Genomic DNA, 22,589 nt, shown 5'->3' with positions numbered 1-22,589 from the left:
TGAGCGCACTTGAAATTGATCGCAGCCACGTGCCTCGGCAGCGGCTACTGAGATTTGCGACGATTGCATTGAGCGCTTAGCGCTCAACCTGCGCGCATTGTTGAGCGGTTACCGCTCGGTCGAGCGATCCAGTCCCAGGCGATGCAGACGGCGCTTGAGCGCGTGCCGGGAAATCCCCAACAGGCTTGCTGCCAGGCCCTTATGGCCCGATGCGCGGCTCAGAGCATCGGTGACCAGATCACGCTCGGCGAGTTCGAGCTGCTCGCCCAGTACCAGTGGCTCGATCTGCAGGCCTTGCAACGCTGAAGGCAACATCGCCACGCTAATCGCCTGCCCTGGTGACAGTATGGTCAAGCGCTCTACCAGGTTTTTAAGCTCGCGTACATTCCCCGGCCAGCGGTGACGGGCCAATGCCTGGGCACTGTCCGGCGGGAAGCGGATCGGTTCGACCCCTTCCTCCACAGCCTGGCGCCGGGCGAAATGCTCGGCCAGCAACAGCACGTCTTCACCGCGCTCGCGCAGTGAAGGAATATCCAGTGTGATAACGTTCAGGCGATAGAACAGGTCCTCACGAAACCGTCCCGATTGCACGTCATCGGCCAGATCCCGATTGGTCGCCGCCACCACCCGCACATCCGCGCGACTCGCGGCATTGGCGCCCACGGCTCGGTAGCTGCCGTTCTCAAGAAAATGCAAGAGCTTGGCTTGAAGTGCCAGCGGCAATTCGCCGATCTCATCGAGAAACAGCGTGCCGCCATTTGCCTGACTGACCAGCCCGGCACGCTTTTGGTGAGCGCCGGTATACGCGCCTTTTTCCGAACCAAACAACTCTGCCTCGATCAACTGCTCCGGCAATGCCGCACAGTTGACCTCGATAAACGGTTGCCCGCCCCGCCCGCTATGGTTGTGCAGGGCTTGGGCGACCAAAGTCTTCCCTGTGCCGGATTCTCCAAGCAACAAAATCCGCGTTGCGGAACTACGGGCAATGCGCCCCACCGCTGCGTGCAAGGTGCTCATCGCCGGGCTATGGCCAAGCAGGCCAGCGGCCAGTTCATCACTCACCGCCACTGCGGGTTCTTCGCATCTGGCCAATGGCAAGGTGCTGGTGATGGTCGCCAGCAGGTCGTCGAGTTCAAAAGGTTTTGTAAGGTAGTCAGTGGCGCCGCTTTTCACTGCCTGTACGGCGGCGCGGGTATCACCGTGAGCGGAAATCATGATCACCGGCAGTCGTGCGTGAAGCTGGCGTATACCGTCCAACGTGGCTAGGCCATCGATGCCCGGTAAACCGAGGTCGAGCAGCACGATATCGATGCCGGTGGTCTCCTCCGCCAACAGCTCCAGTGCTGCCTCACCACTGCCGGCCGTGCTGATGCGCATTCCTTCGCCGCGCAGGGCATAGCTGAGGGAGCGCACCAGCGCCTCTTCGTCATCTACTATCAAAACGTGAATGTCAGACATCGGTGGTTTACTTCACCTCGTTCCCTGGGGGCGCGGGAAAGTCCAGGATCACCTGAGTCCCTACGCCAAGCGTACTGATAATGTCCATGCGCGCACCGTTGGCATCCAGCAGTTGCTGACTGATGCTCAGCCCCAGCCCGGTACCCCGCGCCTTGGAGGTAAAAAACGGTTGGCGGATGCGCTGCAAGTCCGCCTCGGAGATACCGCATCCCTGGTCAATGACCATGACTCGCACCTGCCCGCCCCATACTTGGGCGCACAGGCGCACAGGGTTCTGGTTGTCGCAGGCCTGGAAGGCATTCAAACAAAGGTTGACCAGGATCTGCCGGATCTGGTCCGGGTCGACGTAAAGCTGCAAGCCTGGTTCTGTTTCGCACAGCAATTGCGGGTCGTCCGGCCCTGCCAGCCGGACGATCTGCTCGAACAACGACGCGACGGCAACCACCTCGGGTTGAGCCGGGTGAGGCCTCCCATATTCCAACAGATCGCTGGTGACATGGGATAAGCGGTCGATTTCCTTGCCCAGGTCGGTCAGCAAGTGGCGTCGCTCGGGTTCTTCTTCTCGGCGCAGCAAGGCTTGCACTGTAGTTTTCATGGTTGTTAGGGGATTGCGCACCTCATGGGCCACGCCCGTGGCAAAGGCCCCCAGTACCGCGAGATTTTCTGTCCGCACAGTGTTTTCCAACATGTCCGCCAAGCGCGCGGCCATTACATTGAACGCCCGCGCTACATGGTTGATTTCGTCGTCACGGGGCTGTTCAGCCAGGCGATAACTGAGGTCGCCCATGGACAACTGATGAGCGCCCTGTAACAAGGTGCTGACCCGCGAGCGCAACTGTCGCGACAGAGTAAAAAACACTATGAGGATAAACACGATAAAACCAGCAGCTATCCAGTACAACCACCAGCGTGCATCGTTCAACGGCTTAAGGATGGCCCCAGGCTGCACTCTGAACACCAGTTGCCAACCGGGAATTATCTGGGGGCCGTCACGCCACTGATTCGGCGCCTCGACCGCGCGCCCGGTGGGGTCGATAAAGGCACCGCCTGGCACCCGCAGCAACGGCGCAACCACCCCGCTCATCCCGGCACTGACGAGCAACTCGGTGAGTGATGCAAGGCGCAGGTGCAAGGCGATGCGCACACGGTGATCGGTGCGACCATTGCGGATGGTCTTGCGGATCAAGAAGCCACCCGAGCGCCCGGGTTCAGCCAGCAATGGCCCGATCACTTCGATATCACCTACCCACTGGATCGGCAGTCCGGCGATAGACCAATGAGTGTTGGTCCAATAGGGCTCACCAGAGGCGGCTTGCCCCGGCAGCACGTTGACCAAATGATCCTGTTCATCGAAAAACAGCACGCCATACAGGAACGGAAAATCCGCTTCGATCTTGAGCAAAGACTCCACGTCACTGCCGGGCGCGGACTGATCGGCAATAAACCCCGGCATGTTCGGGTGATTGGACAATGCCGAGACCTGGTAAAAGCGATCATCGAGAAATGAAGACAAGCGGTTCGCCGTGGACAAGGCCTGGGCGTCCAGACGTTCACCAGTCAAGCGATTGAGCAAATCTTTGGCCAATTGCTCATAGAGCACTGCCAGCATAATGAGGGCGATGCTCATCACAAAGACGGACAGTAAGGTATAGCGTGCCACCAGGCTGCCGTGCGGCCGGGCGAGCCACTTGCGCAGCAAGCAGAAGTAAGCAGTACGGTTCATGGCTTTTTTTGATTGTTTTTATAAAGTCGCTGCCAGCATAGAGACGACAGCTTGTATCTGTCTATTCGTCTCGGTGGAAGTACGACTGCGAATTGTCGGAGATACCCTCCTCCCCGCATATTCTGCGACACACTTGACGCTAACAGCTTCACGATCGCAGAAACCCGACCACCATCGCTAACCTGGAAGGTATCGCTCGCATGGCGAAGGCAAGGCGAACTTTCTTTCGTGGGGCCTGGCTGGAGTTAGCCCGTGGCTCCTCCCACAAATGGATGAGTGTTGATCACAGATGACGTGATCAATACAAAACCTGTGGGAGGAAGCTCACCGCAATAGTGTCAGATAGAGCGACTCAGGCCTGTCAGTCAGCCATAGCCTCTTCTGCTACCTTCTTAGTAGTCTTGGGCGACTCAGCACCTTTGGCCGGCTTGGTATCCGCCGCCTTCAGATCCTTGGCAAATGTCCCATCCACCTCGCCTTTGAAGAAGTTTTTGCCGTAGATCAGCAAACACAACACAACGCCAATCCCGAATGCCCAGCTCGCACCCTTGATCGCCAGTACCGCGCCGATCACGCCCGCGATACCCAAGTCGCGCTGGCTACGAGCTTCAAGGATGCCCAGACGCACACTCACATAACCCTGGATCAGCAACGTCAGCGACAGGGCAACACCGAGAATCGGCTGTACCAGAGTCACTACCGGCAACAACAGCAGACCGGTGTTGGTCCCCCAACGGAACGACCCGACACCGCCGATGATCGATTTCATCGCCTTCGGCCCACCTTTAAAACGCTCGATCACCACCACCAGCATCGCCGCCCATTTTGGGCCGCACATGGCGACATCCGGGCCAAAGATACTCATGAACGCATTACGCGCGCCGAAGATCAGGTGAGAGCGATCAGCGTTGTAGTCGACGACTTCATCAGTGCGGACAGTTTCTGCCTCATCGAGGAGCGATTTCGCACTAAGCACATCGCCGAAGACAATGATGTACACCGCCAGCATGGTCGGCAGCGCGGAGATGAACATAGACAGTGGCGGCATGCCCAGACCGAACACGGTGTAGTTGCTCCACAGCCCGGCGAAATCCGGTTTGCTGATGCCCCACTGAATGGTTGGCCAAGGCGCCTCACCGAACAGCGGCGCAATCACCACCGCCAACAGAATGATCGGCAAGATCCCCAGTTTGGCGAAGTTCCACCAGAAGCGGTTACGCTGCTTCAGTTCGTTGAAGTGCTGAGAGAAGATCAGATAGAAGGCGATGCCGACCGCAATGGAAATCGTCCAGGGCAGCACATTGAATTTACCGCCAACCTGGAACACCGCGATCACCGCACTCAAGCCGGCACCGACGATAATCCCGGATTTGATCGCCGAGGGCACATACTCCACAACCTTCTTCGCCATCCCGGTCGCCCCTAGGGCAATTGAGAAAATCCCCAGCATCAACTGGAAGGCAATCAAGGCGTGGACACGCTCCGGGCCCACTGGAAATTGAGCACAGTAAGCCATCAACAGTGGTACCGCCGGGGTGATCCAGCCAGGTATGGTCGGGTCACCGAGCAAATGGTGCACGAGGTAAAGCAAGCCGTTGAGCATCACGACGGCCAGTGCGACCTCAAATGGCATGCCGAGCAGTTCGGTCATCAGCGGAATGGCGGCCAGATCCACGGCACACATCAGCAAGCCTTGAAGGTAGTCCGGAAGCTCGATTTTGTAGTGAACAAACGGCAACCGAACCTTGAAAGGACCCAGCGGGATGTACGGGCTTTCGCTCCGTTGCGCAGTAGTGTTGGACATTGAGTGCACCTGTTTTATTGGTCTTGTAATGGCAGACGCCCGAACCGGCAGGCTGGGGCGTCGCGGCTTTTCGGGATCAGTAGGCTGCGCGGTAGATTTTCTCAATATCAGTGGCGGTCAACTTGCGCGGGTTGTTGCGCATCAAGCGGTCGATCTTACTGGCCTCTTCGGCCATCGCCGGGATGGCATCCTCAGGCACGTTGAAACTGCGCATACCAGTTGGGATATCCACAGCGGCACATAGATCCGCCATGGCTTTGACAGCCTGATCCGCCGCATCCTTGTCGTTCAGGTCGGCGACACGCACGCCCATGGCTTCGGCAATGTCACGGAAGCGCTCGACGCAGGCCATCTTGTTCCACTCCATCACGTACGGCAGCAGCAAGGCATTGCTGACACCATGGGCGATGTTGAACCGGCCGCCCAATGGATACGCCAGAGCATGCACTGCGCCTACCCCTGCGTTGCCAAAGGCCATGCCGGCCATCAGGCTGGCGGTGGCCATGTCTTCCCGGGCTTGGAGGTTGGACGGATTGGCATAAGTCTTGGGCAGCGCCTTGGCGATCAGCTTGATCGCACCCAGCGCAATGGCATCAGTGATGGGCGAAGCATTCACCGAAAGATAAGACTCGACCGCATGCACCAGCGCGTCGACACCGCTGGCCGCCGTCACACTGCGTGGACAAGTCAGGGTCATGATCGGGCTGACCAATGCTACGTCAGGCAGCAGGTAGTCGCTGACAATGCCTTTCTTCAGCTTCGCTTGCTTGTCAGAAAAGATTGCCACGTTGGTCACTTCCGAACCGGTGCCAGCGGTAGTCGGAATGGCAATCAGCACGGGGCCTTTGCGTTTCACCAGATCGACACCGAACAGTTCAGCCAGTGGACCTTCATATTCGGCAAACACCGCGACGCCTTTGGCGATGTCAATTGCGCTGCCGCCACCCACAGCAATCAACCCGTCGTGGCCGCCCTCGCGATAAATGCGGGTACAGTCCTCAACGATGGCAATTTCAGGTTCCGGTTTGACCTGATCGAAAATGCCGTAACAGCGCCCCCCCAACTGTGCCAGCGCCAAGCCCACAGTGCCAGACTGGACCAGAACGGCGTCTGTCACGATCAGCGGGTTTTTGACATTGAGGCGATTCAGTTCAGTGGCAAGCTGCTCGATAGCAGCCGGTCCAGTGATCAGTTTGTTGGCGATTTTGAAAGCAGAGATGTTCATAGTGCTCGTCCAGTGGATGTTGTTTTATTGGAAGACGTGCCATATGAGATAGCGAAAGACGTGCCAATACCCGCAAAGCCCTGTGGCGTGGGCCTTTGCGCGATTCACACGAAAAAAGAGGGTTTTTTACCGGTCAGTCCCGATTAGTTTTCTGATCGATTAATTCGGGGCTGATTAAAATCCTAATCAGAATGTTCCCAGCGTTTCATTTTCTGCACCACAGTCGCCTGACTCACGCCCAACGCCTTGGCTGCCAGGCGCGTGGTCTTGTGCACACGCAGCGCGGCACGAATCGCACTGCGCTCGGCGTTTTCCAACACCTTGCGCAGCGGTAAGCGGCTGTCATCGGTATTCAGCGGGTTGAGGTTGAGGATCTCCTCAGGCATGTCCAGCGCCTCAATAGTCCCGGTTTGATTGGTCACCACCAACCGTTCGACTATGTTGATCAACTCACGGATGTTGCCAGGCCAGGTGTAGTCGCACATCAGGTCGAGGGTTTCGAGACTCCATTGAACCTGGCGTTCATAACGGACATTGAATCTATCGAGGTAGTAATTTAGAAGCGGCAGAATCTCCTCACGACGCTCGCGCAGTGCTGGAATGTTGATCGGCACCACGTTGAGCCGGTAATACAGATCAGCCCGAAAACGACCGTCTGCCACCAGACGCTTGAGGTCGTGGTGGGTGGCACTAATGATGCGCACATCGACCTCCTTCAACTCCAGGCCGCCGACAGGAATGAAGCGATTTTCTTCGATAACCTTGAGTAACTTGACCTGCACCGGCAGTGGCAAATCACCAATTTCGTCGAGAAACAATGTTCCGTGATGCGCCAATTCCAACAGGCCGCGCTTGCCTTTGGGGCCTGCGCCTGTGAACGCTCCAGGCGCATAACCAAACAGCTCGGCTTCAATCAGATTCTCGGGCAGTGCACCGCAGTTGAGCGCGAGAAATGGTTCACTGGCCCGTGGACTGGCGTTGTGGATGAATTGCGCTACAAGGGTCTTTCCGACGCCGGTTTCTCCCTGAAGCAGAACCTTCACCGAGCTACTGGCAACCTGCCGGGCCAGCGAGAAGACGCGGCCTGAAACCTCCTGATCGGCCATAAGCGGAGAACGCAAAAGATTGTCTCGTTGGCCAGCATGAAGTTTGGCGGTGCTGTTGCGCAGTTGTTTAAGCTGTTGCAACTCATCGCGCTCGTGTTTCATGCGCAGCAGTTCGGTCATGTCGCGTACGGTACTGACAACATATGAAATCCGGTTATCAGCGTCGAGAATCGGCGTGGCGCTGACTAGCAATTTCTTGCCCTGACTCAGGCTCTGCATCACCGACACCGGCCGACCTTCATGCAATACACGCAGTGTGGCCGATTGCGAGAGGACGCCCTCCTTCACCAGCTCCTGCATGGATCGGCCGATGAGATCAGCACCACTGAGCCCGGTCTGGCGCTCATAGGCTTGATTGACCTTCAGCGTCTTGCCGTCGCCATCAGTGATGTAGACGCCGTCATGCAAAGCGTTGAGCAGTTCTTCGAAACTGGCGTCGTTGACGTTCACCGGGGAGATTCCTTCGAGAGTGCGGAGCCGTTAAGTGTAAACGTTGTGTTGAGGGATGGAGAGTGACGGGAAGACAAGAGAGCAATTGAAGCCTTGAAGTGGTCCCATGCAGCCAAGGGCATGGGGCCTAATCCAATAGAAGCGTGTGACGCCGGCGTTGACTCAAGGGCTGGCTGGAACAGGTCACCGTCCGACAAGTGAAAAGAGTCATCACTTACCTCCCCTCTCACGAACTGCTCCCACACCTCCCCGCCCACCTGGAAGAAACAGCAAAGACACTAACTTCAGAACAACCCGCACGAGCAGTTAGCTTGCTACAACAAGCAAAACGCTCAATGCAACAAGCCATTTGCCAACTGGCACCTGTGCATTGAAGGTGTAGCATTGAGCGAATAACACGAAACCAACTTCCCCTGCAAAAAAGCATTCAAAGGATGAAATAATGAAAACAACATTTTCTCACTTTGCCGCAGTAGGTTTCATTGCACTTGGCACTCAGGCTGTCGCTGCACCGCTGCTACAGGAGTACAACTTCAAGCAGGACGTAAATGCAACAATATCCCAAACAAACGCCTGGTTAGAGATCAATAAATCTGCTTTCAAGCAAAATATAGAATTCGTAAAAAGCAGATTATCGAAAGGCAGTAGCTTGTGCGCCGTGATGAAAGCAGATGCTTATGGCCACGGCATCGCATTATTGATTCCGACGATCATGGAAGCGGGCATTAATTGCATCGGCATTGCGAGTAATGAAGAAGCGCGAATTGCCAGAAAAGAGGGCTACACAGGAAAAATAATTCGCGTTCGGCAAGCCACGGAGGGAGAAATCGTCAGCGCATTGCCTTATGACATTGAAGAGCTTATCGGCAATGCACAGGTAGCCCAAGCCATCAGCACGCTGGCAGAACACAATGGCAAGCCCATCAAAATTCATCTCGTTACCAATGCGGGCGCCATGAGTAGGAATGGCTTGGAGCTTGCCACCGAGCAGGGCAAAAAAGACGTGCTGGAAATCACCTCAATGAAGGGACTGAAGGTCACCGGGATCATGACGCACTTCGCCGTCGAGGATAAGGCCTTCGTCATGGAGGCCTATGACAAGTTCATGTCGGAGCAGGACTGGATCATCAAGACAGCACACTTGAACCGTGACGAAATTACCGTTCATTGTGCCAACTCGTTCGCAACGCTTGACGTCCCGGCAACCCACTTGGACATGGTGCGCGTGGGCGGAGCACTTTACGGCGATTTGATCGGCCGCGCCGAGCTGAAACGCGTCATGTCACTTAAAAGCAAGGTTGCTGCGGTCAACACCTATCCTGCCGGAAACACAGTGGGTTATGACCGCACCCTCACACTGACTCGAGACTCCAGGCTCGCCAACATCCCAGTAGGTTACTCAGATGGCTACCGCCGAGTGTTTACCAACAAGTCTTTTGTCGTTATCAATGGCGTGAAAGTGCCCACGGTCGGAAAAATCTCGATGAACACAGTTATGGTAGATGTGACCGACATAAAAAACGTCAAGCCCGGCGATACCGTAACGCTCTATGGCAAACAAGGCGATGCCGAGATTACACAAGCTGAATTGGAAGACATCAATAACGGTGCACTGCTCGCCGATGTTTACACCATGTGGGGCACCTCAAACATTCGAATACTGGTCGACTAAAGCAAGAGGCCCATAGCATGTGATGAAAAGCCACCTCATCAGGGTGGCTTTTCATTGCGCAGTTGCACTGATCCGCCAGTTGGCCAAAAACCGCACCAGAGTTCAGTTGGCAACGGAGCTTCGGCCTGGGCAGCGGTCATGGTTTTTTCAGGACGTCTGTTCCGTCTTTCAGCTGGCGGCATTTTTATCCGATGCACGCTGCGGCGTTAGGGCATAAGCACCATCGCCACACAGCGCGATAGCAATCAGCACCGCCGTCCAGAATGCCGGGTACTCCCAGCCCCCGCCGGTACTGCTGAACAGCCAGCCATTACCCGAGTGCGCCCAGGTGGCACCCAATAAAACAGGAATGGCCGCCAAGGCCGCATAGCGAGTTTTAAAGCCCAGCACCAGCATTGCACCCGTGGTGACCTCAACTCCGAGAACCAGCCACGCCAACACACCCGGCAAGCCAATCGACTCAAAAAAACTTGAAGTACCTGACATTGTAAAAACGAAAACCTTTAAATACAGAGAGTGCGCAAGCAACGCAATACCAGCTGTCAGGCGAAGCAATAAAACACCATAGGAGATACCTTTAAAATCGTCCATACAACTTCCAAAATAACACTGACAGCGCACGTTGCGCTGCCTTCCGAATATATTGTTGCGAGTAATCAGCAACCCTACAATCTGCAATTTAGCTATTACGGACTGCATATATGCACACTTGGGACTGGGACGATCTGCGCCTGATACTTGCCGTTGCCGAACACAAGTCTTTTGCCGCCGCCGGACGCGCACTTCATCTTAATCACACCACCGTGCTGAGGCGTATCAATGCCTTCGAAAAACTTCATGCATTTCGACTATTTGATCGCCTCTCGACCGGCTACACAATGACTGACGCCGGAGAAGAATTACTGCAGACAGCACATATCATGAATATCGCCGTCAGCGAACTGTCCCGCAAACTCGAAGGCAAGGATCTGCGATTGGAGGGCATACTCCGCATTACCACCTGCGATACTTTAATGGCATCCATTTTACCGGAGGCACTTGGAGGATTCAGTGAACTCCATCCCGAGATATCACTTGAAGTCACCACCGGCAATTTCATCAGCGATCTGGCCCAACGGCATGCAGATGTAGCAATACGAACCAGTGACAGTCCTCCCGACGCATTGATCGGTAGGCGTATCGCCGATGTCGGGTTTGCCGTTTACGCTGCCAGGGGATTTTCTCAGCGTCATGGGAGCGTTGATCCAGCGCACTTCAATCGATGGCTTGCCCCGGATCTCGCACTTGGTCAAATGGATATTGCAAAATGGCTGCGTGCCAGCGTTCCTGCAACGTCCATTGTTTTCAAGGCCGACTCTTTGGTCACCCTTAGGCAAGCAGCGCTGGGGGGCTTGGGAATAGCCGCACTTCCCTGCTATTTGGGAGATTCAACCCCCGGGCTAGAGCGGGTCCCGTTCGTAGGACTCAACGCCCTCAAAACGGGACTGTGGGTCCTCACCCATCAGGACCTGAGACATACCGCTCGGGTGCAAGCCTTCACCCGCTTTTTGAATGAAGCACTTCAACGTTCCTGGCCTGGACCGACAACCACATGACCGTTGAGCAGAGTGACGTATTTCAGATGGAACGTAACCTTGCGTACCGTTCAATTGCGATTTTTTCCGGACAGTTACTTTCTTTATTCATGGGGGGCTTGCCGGGGAGGCAATCCCTGGTTTTCACCAGTGCCGCGATCATTGCGCTGGTGACTGTGCTGTTCCTGTCTCTCACTCACAAATGCTACTGGATCGGGTAAGTACTGCACCTGATCTCAACCAGCTCAAACCAGAAATTGTTCAACTAACCGAACCCAGTAACTAGCCCCCGTCCCCAGGCAGTCATCGTTGAAGTCGTACCCAGGGTTATGCACCATGCACCCCCCTTCCCCATCACCATTACCGATAAAGAGATAGCTGCCAGGACAATGCTCAAGCATCACTGCAAAATCTTCGCTGGCAGCAATAGGTGCCATGTCTTGAATCACCCCCTCTTCACCCAACCAATCAACAGCGACCTGTCGGGCAAACGCAGTAAGCTGAGGATCATTGATCAAGGGTGGCAATGATTCTTCCCTATCAACCTCCACACTGACACTGGCACCGAAGCTAAGCGCTTGAGCTTGGGCAACCTGGACAATCCGCTTGAGAAGGTCGGCACGAACGTTAGGCTTCAAGGCGCGCACACATAGTTGGAGTACTGCATGCCCCGGAATGACATTGGGCGCCTCACCAGAATGAAAGGAGCCCACAGTGATCACCGCCGTCTCCAGAGGATCCGTATTGCGCGACACAATACTCTGCAGTGCCATGACAATTGCCCCTCCAGTAAGTATGGGGTCAATGGCTTTATGTGGCATTCCGCCATGCCCGCCCGTACCATCAATTCGAATTTCAACCGTATCGGTGGAGGCCATGAACGGTCCGGCCCGAAAACCCAACTTCCCTACTGGCAACCCAGGCATGTTGTGCATACCGAACAACGCATTACAGGGAAATCGCTCCAGGAGACCATCATCCAGCATTTTCTGCGCGCCCCCATCGCTTTCTTCGGCGGGCTGAAAGATGACCACCAGCGTACCGTCGAACTGCCGGCTGTTGGCTAGGTGCTGCGCGGCAGCCAGCAGCATTGCAGTATGGCCGTCATGACCACAGGCATGCATGGCGCCTGGATGCTGGCTCGCATAAGGCAATCCGGTCTGCTCCTGAATCGGCAGTGCATCCATATCTGCCCGAATACCAATGACCTTACTTCCACAACCTTGCTGAAAACGCCCTACAACACCAGTCCCCCCAAAACCACGATGCACCTCAAACCCCCACGACTCGAGCTTGGCAGCAACCAGATCTGAGGTTTTGAACTCCTTAAGGCTGAGCTCCGGATAAGCATGAAGCTGACGGCGCAACTCAATCATTTCAGCTTCAATGGCACGGATACCCGGCAGCATGGGTCGAACGGTCATGGACTTCACCTGTTTCATGTAAGGGAGGCTCGCCTGCAAAGTGCGAGGATATAAAGCTCATCAACGTTAAGTGCTGCAAACTCTGCTCAATCACTGGCAGGCAGCTGTATTGTCTAGCGAGTCGTGAAACGCATCATGACGCGCCCACCTCGAGCGAGTTTGTAGCGCACAATGGCAAATACCTGAGCCGTCGCTGGTTGATCTGGGAGGTACGTTTCGCGCCTGCTATACACGGCCAAGAATGTTTCTTGTAGCAAGTCCTCGATATCACTTGGTTGACACTGAAGTCTATTACGCAGAAATTCACGCGCATGAACACTTAGCTCCGACAAAAACGTGAGATAGGCTTTTCGTTTCCGCCCAGGCCTGCGAGGAACGATGCTTGTAGGTGAATCACCCGATTGAGAAAGGCAGCATTATGTGTAGTTCGTTCCATCGTTAACCCGGGTCATGTAAAGGTCGGATATTGTTGATCGAGTGATTGAATTTTAATGCCTCGAAGTAGTTCGATTTGCTCATAGCTTTTTGAGTTGGCCTCGTTTAAGGCAAGGAGATACATCCGAAACGCGATGCGATTCAGTTTGCTCAATGGGCCCTCAGTATCAAGAACTCGGGGTTCCCACTGAGCAGGAAAAACTATTAATAATCAACAGCGTTCGATGTATTCAACTTAAGTACGGAAGCTATCCACCAGATGTTTGAGTCGGCTGGCTTGTTGCTCAAGGTCATCACAGGCGAGCAAGGTGGCCTGGAGATTCTCCACGCCTTCTTGGTTGAGGGATTTGATCTCGGTGATGTCCATATTCAACGAGTCGATTACAGCGGTCTGCTCTTCAGTAGCAGTGGCTACAGACTGATTTATGCCATCAATTTCGCCAATACGCTGAGTAACGCTCCCTAGTCGCTCGCCAGCCTGGTTGGCGATAACCACACCTTCATGGCTATAGCGCTCGCTTTCGCTCATGGTGCAAACCGCCTCACGAGCGCCGACCTGAAGCTCCTCAATCATCGTATGAATTTCTTGTGCCGATATCTGAGTGCGGTAGGCAAGACTGCGTACTTCATCCGCCACCACAGCGAAACCGCGACCTGCCTCGCCCGCCCGCGCAGCCTCGATAGCGGCGTTGAGCGCTAGTAGGTTGGTCTGTTCGGAAATGCCCTTGATCACTTCAAGGATCCGACCAATGCTCACCGTCTTACCATTAAGCGTCTCTATGTTGCTGCAGGATGCACGAATTTTTCCTGACAACTCGTTCATGGCGTTGATCGTCTGAGCTACCACTTGCCGGCCACCCTCAGCCTGAAGGCGTGCATCTGACGCCTGAAGTGAGGCATCACCGGCATTACACGCGATTTCCTGAGCGGCTGCACCCAGCTCGTTGATCGCTGCTGCAATGCTGTTGGTGCGATTGGCCTGTTCGTCGGAATTTGCTATGGATGAGCTGGAGGCAAACATCACTCGCTTTGCCACTTCGTTGACTTGTTCGGTCGCTGATGAGACTTCGCGTATTGAATGTTGGATTCGCTCCACGAAAAGGTTGAAGTCGCTGGCCAATTCTCCAAACTCATCTTGAGAATGCACGGCCAAACGTCGGGTCAGGTCCCCCTCCCCCTGGGCTATATCGCGCATGGCTTTGCCCATTAACCTCAGAGGTTGCATCAGTACGCGGATTAGCATGCCCAGTAGAAGCAACGTGATTAGCACGGCAATCAGAGTGGCGAAAATAGCTGAAGCACGGAAATCGCCTAACGCCTGGTAGGCTTTTTTCTTGTCGATGGACAAACCGATATACCAGTTGACCGAGGGCAGCCCCTTGATCGGCGAGAACATCAGAATATAAGGAACACCCGCCTGCTCAGTCTCACTGAAATGGGTGCTGATAGCGGGTGTGTCTTGCGGATAGATATCGATAAGATTTTTCATCACCAAGTCTTTATCCGGGTGAGCAAGTATCTTGCCGTCGGCACTGACCAGGAAGGCATAACCGATGCCGCCCAGATCGAGCGAACTGACAATTTTCGCCAGGGTATCCAAAGTCAGGTCACCACCGACCACACCGAGAGGTTGGTTTCCATGGTGAACCGGAGTAGCGATGGTCATCATCAACTGGCCAGTGGATGCATCCAGGTACGGCTCAGTCAAAGTCGTACCACCAGCTGCCATCGCATCCTTGTACCAAGGCCGGGTACGCGGGTCATAATCGGCGGGCAATTCGTCTTTTGGTCGCATCGCAAAGCTGCCGTCGATACCCCCAAAATAGGTGAAGTTAAACGTTGAAAGCAGCGTCTTCTGTTCCAGCAGGCGCACCACACTGTCCGGCGTATTGTCGTTGGCAACAGTCTGAGCGACGGTGTCTATCAGCAAAACACGTCCAGACAGCCAAGCTTGGACATTGCTTGCAGCAATTTTGCTCATCCCCTCAAGGTGGCTTTCGAGGTTTGTATGTATAGCGTCACGCTGAAAAAGATCGTTGTACAGTGTGAATAATGAGAATGCTGCAATGACTACGAGCGATGCGGCGAGCAGAACTTTGTGGCTGAACCTTAAGTGGACAGTCATTGGAAATTTACCCGAGATTAAAAATTTCTGTTTTTATTATTTAACTCCAACCGCAGGCCTTTAAGACCTGCGCCAGTTCATCTCATGCGTAGCCCGTATCTTTTACACTACACCGCTAGTCGTGGTGTGTGGACGAATGTTTAACAACAGCCAATTCAGGGTAGGCAACCAGTTTGTCGATACACAGGTCCTCATTCTCCAACCAAACTTCCGTAAGCGCACGATAGTGCTTCATATCTGTACAGTGCATACGCAGGCTGTAGTCGAACGGACCACTGATAAGATGGCATTCCAAGACCTGAGAACAGCTATCTACACATGCTTCGAAGGCTTTTTGTGCAGTGCGCCGATTCTGGCTCGATATAGCGACCAATACCTGTAGTGACAATCCCGGTGAGACCTTTTGCACATCGATGAACGCACCATAACCGCGAATCACCCCTAGCCTCTCCAACTTGCGTACGCGTTCCTGGCAAGGGCTTGCGGTCAGGTGCACAAGTGTTGCTAGTTTCTGGTACGTGATGCGCCCGTCATGGCGTAATACGTCAATGATAGCCTCATCAATACGCCCCAATGTTCGTGAAAAATCGGGATTTTTTTCCTTCCTTTTCATTGTTAACTCTATTCACTTCAGTCCATTAGACAGAAATTGTTGAAGGCGCTCGCTGCGCGGGTTATCCAGAATCTCTGCCCCACCCTGCTCCTCGACTCGGCCTTGATGCAGAAACAGTAACTGGCTCGACACCTTGCGGGCAAAGCTCATTTCGTGGGTCACCATGATCATGGTCCGGCCTTCTTCGGCCAGGCCCTGAATCACCTTTAGTACTTCGCCCACCAGTTCAGGATCCAGCGCCGACGTCGGTTCGTCGAACAGCAGAACTTCCGGCTCCATCGCTAATGCTCGTGCAATCGCCACTCGCTGTTGCTGACCGCCAGAGAGAAATGCTGGAAACTGCTCCGCAACGCGCGCTGGCAGCCCCACCTTGTCCAGATAACGTCGGGCACGATCTTCGGCATCTTTTTTGCTGACACCCAGCACCCGGCGCGGGGCCATCGTGATGTTTTCCAGAACGGTCATGTGGCCCCACAGATTGAAGTGCTGGAAGACCATGGCTAGACGGGTGCGCAGCCTTTGCAACTCAGCGGCATCGGCCACCTGCATGCCATGATGGTTTTTGACCATGCGAATCTGCTTGCCGTCCAGGCTCATGGCTCCGTCATTGGGTGTTTCGAGAAAGTTGATGCAGCGCAGGAAGGTACTTTTGCCTGACCCACTGGCGCCGATCAAACTGATCACATCACCAGTTTTGGCTTTCAGAGATACGCCCTTGAGTACTTCGTGGTTACCGTAACTCTTGTGCAGTTCTTCAACAGTCAATTTGTACATGTGCGCAATCATCCTCTAAGGGAAAATGTGGCGTCGCTGTGCAGCTGTGACAGCCGGCGACAAAGCCCGAGGCCTAATGAGCGGCCATATGGAGTACCAAGCCCTAATGAGCCGGACCAAGGAAAGCCAACCAACGGCGCTCGGCGATGCGGAATAGTCCGACAAGCGCGAAGGTAACCACCAAGTAAATCAGCGCAGTAATACCGAACGAATGAAAGGTCAGAAAGGTCGCCGAGTTGGCGTCGCGAGCAACTTTCAGAATGTCCGGGACGGTTGCAGTGAAGGCCACGGTGGTCGAATGCAGCATCAGAATTACTTCGTTGCTGTAGTACGGCAACGAGCGACGTAGCGCCGATGGCATGATCACGTAGGCATAGAGCTTCCAACCTGTCAGGCCATAGGCCTTCGCAGCTTCGACTTCGCCATGGGCCATGTTGCGAATTGCTCCGGCGAAAATCTCCGTGGTGTAAGCGCAGGTGTTCAGCGCAAACGCAAGGATGGTGCAGTTCATCGCGTCGCGAAAAAATGCATCGAGCACCGGTTGTGCACGAACTGCAGCCAGGCTGTAGATCCCGGTGTAGCAAATCAGCAACTGGATATAGAGCGGCGTTCCCCGAAACAGGTAAGTGTAGAACTGTACGGGCCAGCGTAGGTAACACTTGGATGAAACCCGGGCAATGGATAACGGGACCGACACCAAAAATCCGATGAAGATTGAGGCACTGAGCAACCACAAAGTCATGGCTAGCCCCGTGATCTGGTGGCCGTCGCTATAGAGAAAAGGCTTCCAGTAATCCTGCAAGAGTTCGATCATCGTACAGCCTCCCGGGAACCTGCCGCATAACGCCGTTCCAACCAACGCAAGACATAGTTTGAAGTACTGGTAATCACCAAATAAATAAGCGCTGCCAAGACCAGAAAATAGAACAATTGATAGGTGCTTTTACCAGCGTCCTGGGCTGCCTTTACCAAGTCAGCAAGGCCTATGATCGACACCAGTGCAGTGGCTTTGAGGATGACCATCCAGTTATTACCAATACCCGGTAAAGCAAAACGCATCATTTGCGGGAAGACCACAAAGCGAAAGCGCTGAGTGCGACTTAAGCCATAGGCGGTGGCCGCTTCCACCTGTCCACGGGGCACGGCTAGCATCGCCCCGCGAAAAGTCTCAGTGAAATAGGCCCCGTAGATAAACCCCAGCGTGATGATCCCGGCAACAAACGGATTGATCTCTATGTATTCCCAATCCAGTGCCTGCGTGATCCCGGTCAACCAGGTTTGCAGGCTGTAAAAGATCAGTAGCATCAGCACTAGGTCCGGCACCCCGCGAATCAAGGTAGTGTAGAGCTGTGCTGGGATTCGCAGGAGTTTGACACTGGAAAGTTTGGCACTGGCCCCGATAAGACCAAGCAGCACGCTCAACAGCAGCGAGAGTATTGACAACTTGACGGTCATCCAGGCGCCCTCCAGCAACAGAGGACCGAACCCTTTCATGCTGTATGTGGAGAGCCCGAGGGCCTGCAACAGTATTTCGAACATAATTCAGGAACCTATCGCGATAATAAAGCGCCCGCCCCAAGGACGGGCACCCGGGCCTTACTTGCCGCTATAGAGATTCAGATCACCGAAGTGTTTTTTCTGGATTAAGTCATAGGTACCGTCATCGTGTAACGCTTGGATGCCCTTATCCAAAAAGGCCTTGAGGTCTTTGTTACCTTTAGAGATACCAATAGCTGTTTTGGCTGGCAGTAACTCGCTGTCAACGGGCTTGCTGACTTCATAACCAGTGCCTTGGGGGGAATTCAAAAAACCCAGCTGAGCTTGCAGCATGTCCTGGATCGCCGCATCGAGGCGACCGGAAACCAGGTCGTAGTAAACCTGATCCTGGTTCTGATAGGCCTGAGTTTTGACACCTGCCTTATCCAGAACCGCTTTGGCATAGGCTTCCTGGATACTTCCTTGCAAATAGCCTACGGTCTTGCCCTTAAGGGAAGTAACCTCTTCGCTCAGACCAGAGTTTTTCTTGAACACATAAGAGGTTGCGCCGGAGAACAGCTCATTTGAGAAGTCAATGACTTTCTCGCGGGCTGGGGTCACCGTCATGGAAGAGAGAATGCCATCGAATTTGTTGGCCTTCAGGCCAGGAATCGTGCCGTCGAAATCGCTCTCGACCCACGTACATTTGACCTTCAATTTGGCACAGATTGCATTACCCAGATCGATATCAAACCCCGTAAGACTACCATCTGCGGCTTTAGATTCGAATGGTGCGTAAGAAGCATCAACGCCAAAACGCAGTTCTTTGTACTCCTTGGCCAGAGCGACATTTGCGCAAAGTGGGAAAAGTGCTAACACGAAGAGCTTTCGAAGCGAAATCATATGAGAATCCCTAGATGTTGTAGTTTGATTAAGGGCAGTGAACGATTTGACGACTTTAACGATTCTTCTTTCGGCAACTACATTTCGGATATAAACCCCCGCAATAGTTGCATTACTGCACACCCATTTAAGAGCTGTGGCAAGCGTTACGCAATCAACGGCAATAGAAATTTAGCTATACACCTCCTAAGCAATTTTATACTCACTCATAATCAAGACCTCATGTCCTGGTACTGGACACTGATAGTACGCCGATGGCTCGCTCATCCAAATATGGCAAACAGATCAATGTTATGAGCAAACCGCTCGTAACAGAGAGCAATCTGCTTGACTGAAAACCTGTTTTGCAAAGGTAAACAAAAAATCAGCGCATGAACCCCCTCAGGAAATGCTGAGGCGTCACTCCAACTCTTATCATTTATTTTCTAACCGAAACAGAAAAAATCAAGCTGAAGCCAGCTTCATCATTACAAGACCGCTGACAATTAAGACAGCTGCGACAACTCGCATAAGGCTGGCAGGTTCCCCTAGAAAAATGATACCCACTGCAAACGCGCCAACAGCACCAATGCCAGTCCAAATTGTATAAGCAGTACCAAGCGGTAGACTTCTCATGGAAAATGATAGGAGCGCAAAACTTGCCATTAGCATGACCAAGGTAACAACAGTCGGCCCAAGCTTGGTCATACCTTCAGATTGCTTCATGGAGAAAGCCCAAACAACTTCAAGTACCCCTGCAAATATTAAACATATCCAAGCCATGATAAGCCTCCATTGAAAGATCCGTCACGACCAAGACGAATACAACCTACAAGTATTGGGGCCGCGCCCCTGAAAATAAAAACAATGGATCGGGCTCTTAAAAAAGCCCCCGCTGGTACGGGGGCAAAGGAGGGTTACCGACCAGACCATATTTTGAGCAATGCCGTACATCCAACGCTAAAGGTGCCACCAATTTTTTGCGTTCAGATCATTTGAATGTCTCGTCCAAGGCCAGGGAAATATCTTTGATCAAATCGTCCGGATCTTCGAGCCCCACCGAAAACCGAAGGTGACCGTAGGTACGGAACTCTTCAGGGTACTTGTCAAAGCCGCCTCGGCCTTCCGCACCCACATGAACGATGAGGGACTCATCGTGCCCGAGGGATACTGCAGAAGTGATGATGCGCAGATTCGAAACGAACCGATTCTGAGTATCCGGATCGCCCTTTACTGCAAAAGCCATCATCGCCCCATATCCCTTGCCTGCAAATTGCCGACGGGCTAGTTCATGCTGCGGGTGGGACGGAAGCCCCGGATAGTAGATATAGGCTATACGATCATCCGAATTGAGAAACTCAGCCAATTTTTCAGCCGTATTTAGAAGTTGTTTCAGTCGCAGAGGCAGCGTGACTGAACCGCGCATTATCATCCAGGCGTTAAATGGAGAGATGGTCGCGCCGAGGTCAACAAGAGCGTCATTCTTGATCTTGGTAATCATCTGAGTGGAACCGATAACCACCCCGCCCATGGCATCACCATGGCCATTGATATACTTCGTCAGAGAGTGGACGACCAGGTCGACCCCGTGCTGACTGGCACGGAAAAACGGAGGTGGAGTGAAAGTAGCATCGACGGAAATCAGTGCCCCGTGTGCATGGGCAATTTCAGCCAGCGCAGCGATATCTGCAACCTTAGTGGTTGGATTAGCAATCGTCTCGGTATGGATCAGTTTGGTATTAGGGCGGATCGCTTGGCGAACAGCCTCTAGGTCACCTACGTCGACAAATGTGGCTTCAATGCCATAACGCTCAGGCAAAAGCTCCGCGAAAAGACGCCATACAGCCTGATACGTAATATCACTGACAATGACGTGGTCACCGCTTTTCAAGAAAGAGAAAAACACTGAATGCAAAGCGGCTACGCCGGTAGCAAATACAACCGCAGCCTCGCAGCCTTCGAGTGCAGCAAGTTTCTTTTCAAGGCATACCTGGTTATGCCCCTGGTTCCGCGTGTACACAAGGCCGTCTGGGCTAGACCAGTCCATCGTGGCCGGATCTTCAGGCAAGAGATAAGAGTTAGCCATTACCAGCGGAGTGCGAACAGCACCAGTAGTGGTGTCGGTTACGTTACCACCATGAACTGCGAGTGTAGCCGCCGAAAGTGTGGACAGATTCTTTTTGTCAGGACGCATGTCTATTTCCTCCAAAGTTATTTTTTGTTGGGTGTCATTGATTCTGAAGGTGAGTGAAAGAAGGACGGTTAGTCTGATCTGCTCGGACCAATTCTTGATTTTCGTCAAAGACTAATTCACCACTCTCAATTGCACGAACACGGCCACGAACCATGTACCAACCAACAACAAGGGCGGTGGCATAAAACGGCAGCGAAGCAATCGAGTACGTACCTACGGGATAATCGAATGCGATAAGAACCAGAACCAAACCGAAGAACCCCAAAGTCGCGTAACCACTGTAAGGCGCAAACGGCATTCGAAACCCCGGACGCTCCAGATCACCTTGCTGGGAGTATTTGAAGAGCTTGATCTGACACAGGACGATTGTTGACCACGAACCGATCAACATAACGGCAGTGAGTGTCAGCGCGATTTCAAAGGCTTCCCCCGGAACAATGGCGTTAAGTACGACACCAATTAGTGAAGCAACGGTCGTCAGCATGATGCCAGCGAACGGAACACCTTGACGGTTCATCTTGGCCAGGAAGCTAGGGGCTGATCCGTTGATTGCCAGCGAGCGAAGCACCCGGCCAGTGGAGTAAATGCCAGCGTTCAGAGAAGACACGGCCGCGGTAATCAAGACCATGTTCATAATCGCGTCTGCACCCTTGATCCCCAGCGAGCCGAAGAAAGTCACAAACGGGCTTACCCCCGCCGAGTACGCTGTGTGGGGGAGCAGCATTGCCAACAGCAATACAGAACCAACGTAAAAAACAATAATGCGGAAAACAACTGCCCGAATGGCTTTCGGCATGACTGTAGCGACGTCTTGGGCTTCGCCAGCTGCAGTACCAACCAACTCCACACTGCCATACGCAAATATCACCCCCTGGATCATGATTACGGCGGGCAAGAGGCCTGATGGGAACCAACCGCCATTGTCAGAAATCAGTTTGAATCCAACCTCATGGCCTGGCAGCGGAGTGCCGAACAGCACCATGTAAATGCCGATCCCAAGGAAGGTCGTTAATGCAGCCACCTTGATCAGGGCAAACCAGAATTCGAGTTCACCAAAAATTTTTACCGAGACAAGGTTAATCGCAGTAACAAAACCCAATGCTCCCAGTGCCAAGGACCATTGAGGGATGTCGCCCATGAAAGGGACATAGGCTTTGAAGAAATTCAGGTAGAGCGCTGTCGCTGTGAGATCTGCAATGGCAACCATTACCCAGTCAGTCCAGTACATCCATCCCACGGCAAAAGCCCATTTCTCACCGTAGAACTCTCGAGCATAGGAGACGAACGAGCCCGAGGATGGGCGATACATCACCAGTTCGCCCATAGCCCGAATGATGAACCACGCAAAAAAGCCACAGATTGCATAGACAAACACAAGCGAGGGTCCGGCTTCGGCGAGTCGTGCGCCTGCGCCCATGAATAGACCACTTCCGATTGCCCCCCCTATGGCAATCATCTGAACCTGGCGAGGCTTGAGCACCTTTTGATAGCCAGCATCTTCTGCGCTGAAGTCTCTCTTTCGAGTTACACCAGACGATGGCACGCGTGTGGGATTAAGATCATTCACACTCATTTTGTTACCTTTTATTGTTGTATTGGGCAAGGCTCTACCGACCAGAAGAGCCTTGCCGAGGACCCGATTTAATCCTAGGGA

19 protein-coding genes and 1 pseudogene are annotated in these 22,589 nt (G+C 53.6%); 2 read left to right on the top strand and 18 right to left on the bottom strand.

Going from position 1 to position 22,589, the window contains the following annotated elements; translation table 11 throughout:
* Window positions 1-108 precede the first annotated feature (108 nt).
* The 5 genes from KGB20_RS02085 to KGB20_RS02065 all read right to left on the bottom strand — a co-directional run bounded on the left by KGB20_RS02085 (window position 109) and on the right by KGB20_RS02065 (window position 7,766).
* The gene (locus KGB20_RS02085; RefSeq protein ID WP_223531887.1) at window positions 109-1,458 is read right to left on the bottom strand and encodes a sigma-54-dependent transcriptional regulator; all 1,350 of its coding nucleotides are present in this window, start codon (window positions 1,456-1,458) and stop codon (window positions 109-111) included.
* Window positions 1,459-1,465: 7 nt separating this feature from the next.
* On the bottom strand, window positions 1,466-3,181 hold the full coding sequence (locus KGB20_RS02080; RefSeq protein ID WP_223531886.1) for a sensor histidine kinase: 1,716 nt from the start codon (window positions 3,179-3,181) through the stop codon (window positions 1,466-1,468).
* A gap of 361 nt (window positions 3,182-3,542) precedes the next feature.
* The gene (locus tag KGB20_RS02075; RefSeq protein ID WP_223531884.1) at window positions 3,543-4,985 is read right to left on the bottom strand and encodes a hypothetical protein; all 1,443 of its coding nucleotides are present in this window, start codon (window positions 4,983-4,985) and stop codon (window positions 3,543-3,545) included.
* 76 nt (window positions 4,986-5,061) lie between these two features.
* Window positions 5,062-6,210 carry an iron-containing alcohol dehydrogenase gene (locus KGB20_RS02070; RefSeq protein WP_223531882.1) on the bottom strand — a complete coding sequence of 383 codons (1,149 nt, stop codon included), beginning with the start codon at window positions 6,208-6,210 and terminating at the stop codon, window positions 5,062-5,064.
* Window positions 6,211-6,392: 182 nt separating this feature from the next.
* A complete protein-coding gene (locus KGB20_RS02065) occupies window positions 6,393-7,766 on the bottom strand; it encodes a sigma-54 interaction domain-containing protein (RefSeq protein WP_218497851.1) in 1,374 nt (457 codons plus the stop codon).
* Window positions 7,767-8,208: 442 nt separating this feature from the next.
* Between KGB20_RS02065 and alr the strand changes: the two genes are divergently transcribed.
* Window positions 8,209-9,438: an alanine racemase gene (gene alr / locus KGB20_RS02060; RefSeq protein ID WP_223531880.1), complete on the top strand. Its 1,230-nt coding sequence runs from the start codon at window positions 8,209-8,211 to the stop codon at window positions 9,436-9,438.
* A gap of 168 nt (window positions 9,439-9,606) precedes the next feature.
* Here the strand turns inward: alr and KGB20_RS02055 are convergent, their stop codons facing one another.
* A complete protein-coding gene (locus tag KGB20_RS02055; protein WP_024777155.1) occupies window positions 9,607-10,029 on the bottom strand; it encodes a DoxX family protein in 423 nt (140 codons plus the stop codon).
* A 110-nt stretch (window positions 10,030-10,139) separates the two neighbouring features.
* Between KGB20_RS02055 and KGB20_RS02050 the strand changes: the two genes are divergently transcribed.
* On the top strand, window positions 10,140-11,033 hold the full coding sequence (locus KGB20_RS02050; RefSeq protein ID WP_223531878.1) for a LysR family transcriptional regulator: 894 nt from the start codon (window positions 10,140-10,142) through the stop codon (window positions 11,031-11,033).
* Window positions 11,034-11,257: 224 nt separating this feature from the next.
* Here the strand turns inward: KGB20_RS02050 and KGB20_RS02045 are convergent, their stop codons facing one another.
* The 12 genes and pseudogenes from KGB20_RS02045 to KGB20_RS01995 all read right to left on the bottom strand — a co-directional run bounded on the left by KGB20_RS02045 (window position 11,258) and on the right by KGB20_RS01995 (window position 22,508).
* A complete protein-coding gene (locus KGB20_RS02045) occupies window positions 11,258-12,436 on the bottom strand; it encodes a M20 aminoacylase family protein (protein WP_218497848.1) in 1,179 nt (392 codons plus the stop codon).
* 113 nt (window positions 12,437-12,549) lie between these two features.
* Window positions 12,550-12,693 carry a hypothetical protein gene (locus tag KGB20_RS29215; RefSeq protein ID WP_371318483.1) on the bottom strand — a complete coding sequence of 48 codons (144 nt, stop codon included), beginning with the start codon at window positions 12,691-12,693 and terminating at the stop codon, window positions 12,550-12,552.
* A 413-nt stretch (window positions 12,694-13,106) separates the two neighbouring features.
* Window positions 13,107-13,892: a methyl-accepting chemotaxis protein gene (locus KGB20_RS29210; RefSeq protein ID WP_411740885.1), complete on the bottom strand. Its 786-nt coding sequence runs from the start codon at window positions 13,890-13,892 to the stop codon at window positions 13,107-13,109.
* A gap of 72 nt (window positions 13,893-13,964) precedes the next feature.
* A pseudogene (locus KGB20_RS29205) lies at window positions 13,965-14,996 on the bottom strand (cache domain-containing protein); the annotation flags it as partial.
* 115 nt (window positions 14,997-15,111) lie between these two features.
* Complete coding sequence (locus KGB20_RS02030) at window positions 15,112-15,609, bottom strand: Lrp/AsnC family transcriptional regulator (protein WP_064676935.1); 498 nt, start codon at window positions 15,607-15,609, stop codon at window positions 15,112-15,114.
* Window positions 15,610-15,621: 12 nt separating this feature from the next.
* Window positions 15,622-16,383, bottom strand: a complete 762-nt coding sequence (locus tag KGB20_RS02025; protein ID WP_024777150.1) for an ABC transporter ATP-binding protein — start codon at window positions 16,381-16,383, stop codon at window positions 15,622-15,624.
* A 103-nt stretch (window positions 16,384-16,486) separates the two neighbouring features.
* Entirely contained in the window at window positions 16,487-17,197 is a 711-nt protein-coding gene (locus tag KGB20_RS02020) for an ABC transporter permease (protein WP_218497844.1), read from the bottom strand.
* Complete coding sequence (locus tag KGB20_RS02015; RefSeq protein WP_064676932.1) at window positions 17,194-17,922, bottom strand: ABC transporter permease; 729 nt, start codon at window positions 17,920-17,922, stop codon at window positions 17,194-17,196. The genes KGB20_RS02020 and KGB20_RS02015 overlap by 4 nt, the downstream gene beginning before the upstream one ends.
* Window positions 17,923-17,979: 57 nt before the next feature.
* Window positions 17,980-18,762 carry a transporter substrate-binding domain-containing protein gene (locus KGB20_RS02010; protein WP_218497842.1) on the bottom strand — a complete coding sequence of 261 codons (783 nt, stop codon included), beginning with the start codon at window positions 18,760-18,762 and terminating at the stop codon, window positions 17,980-17,982.
* A 444-nt stretch (window positions 18,763-19,206) separates the two neighbouring features.
* Window positions 19,207-19,524, bottom strand: a complete 318-nt coding sequence (locus KGB20_RS02005; protein ID WP_223531874.1) for a DMT family transporter — start codon at window positions 19,522-19,524, stop codon at window positions 19,207-19,209.
* Between the two features lie 208 nt (window positions 19,525-19,732).
* Window positions 19,733-20,935 (bottom strand): trans-sulfuration enzyme family protein, encoded by a 1,203-nt coding sequence (locus KGB20_RS02000; protein ID WP_024777145.1) that lies wholly within the window; start codon window positions 20,933-20,935, stop codon window positions 19,733-19,735.
* Window positions 20,936-20,969: 34 nt separating this feature from the next.
* Window positions 20,970-22,508, bottom strand: a complete 1,539-nt coding sequence (locus KGB20_RS01995) for an amino acid permease (RefSeq protein WP_218497840.1) — start codon at window positions 22,506-22,508, stop codon at window positions 20,970-20,972.
* Window positions 22,509-22,589 lie beyond the last annotated feature (81 nt).

The sequence above is a fragment of the Pseudomonas sp. BF-R-30 genome, assembly GCF_019956175.1.
GTDB lineage: Bacteria > Pseudomonadota > Gammaproteobacteria > Pseudomonadales > Pseudomonadaceae > Aquipseudomonas > Aquipseudomonas jessenii.
Note: the sequence above shows the minus strand (reverse complement) of the source record. Positions and strands in the feature narration are given on the sequence as shown.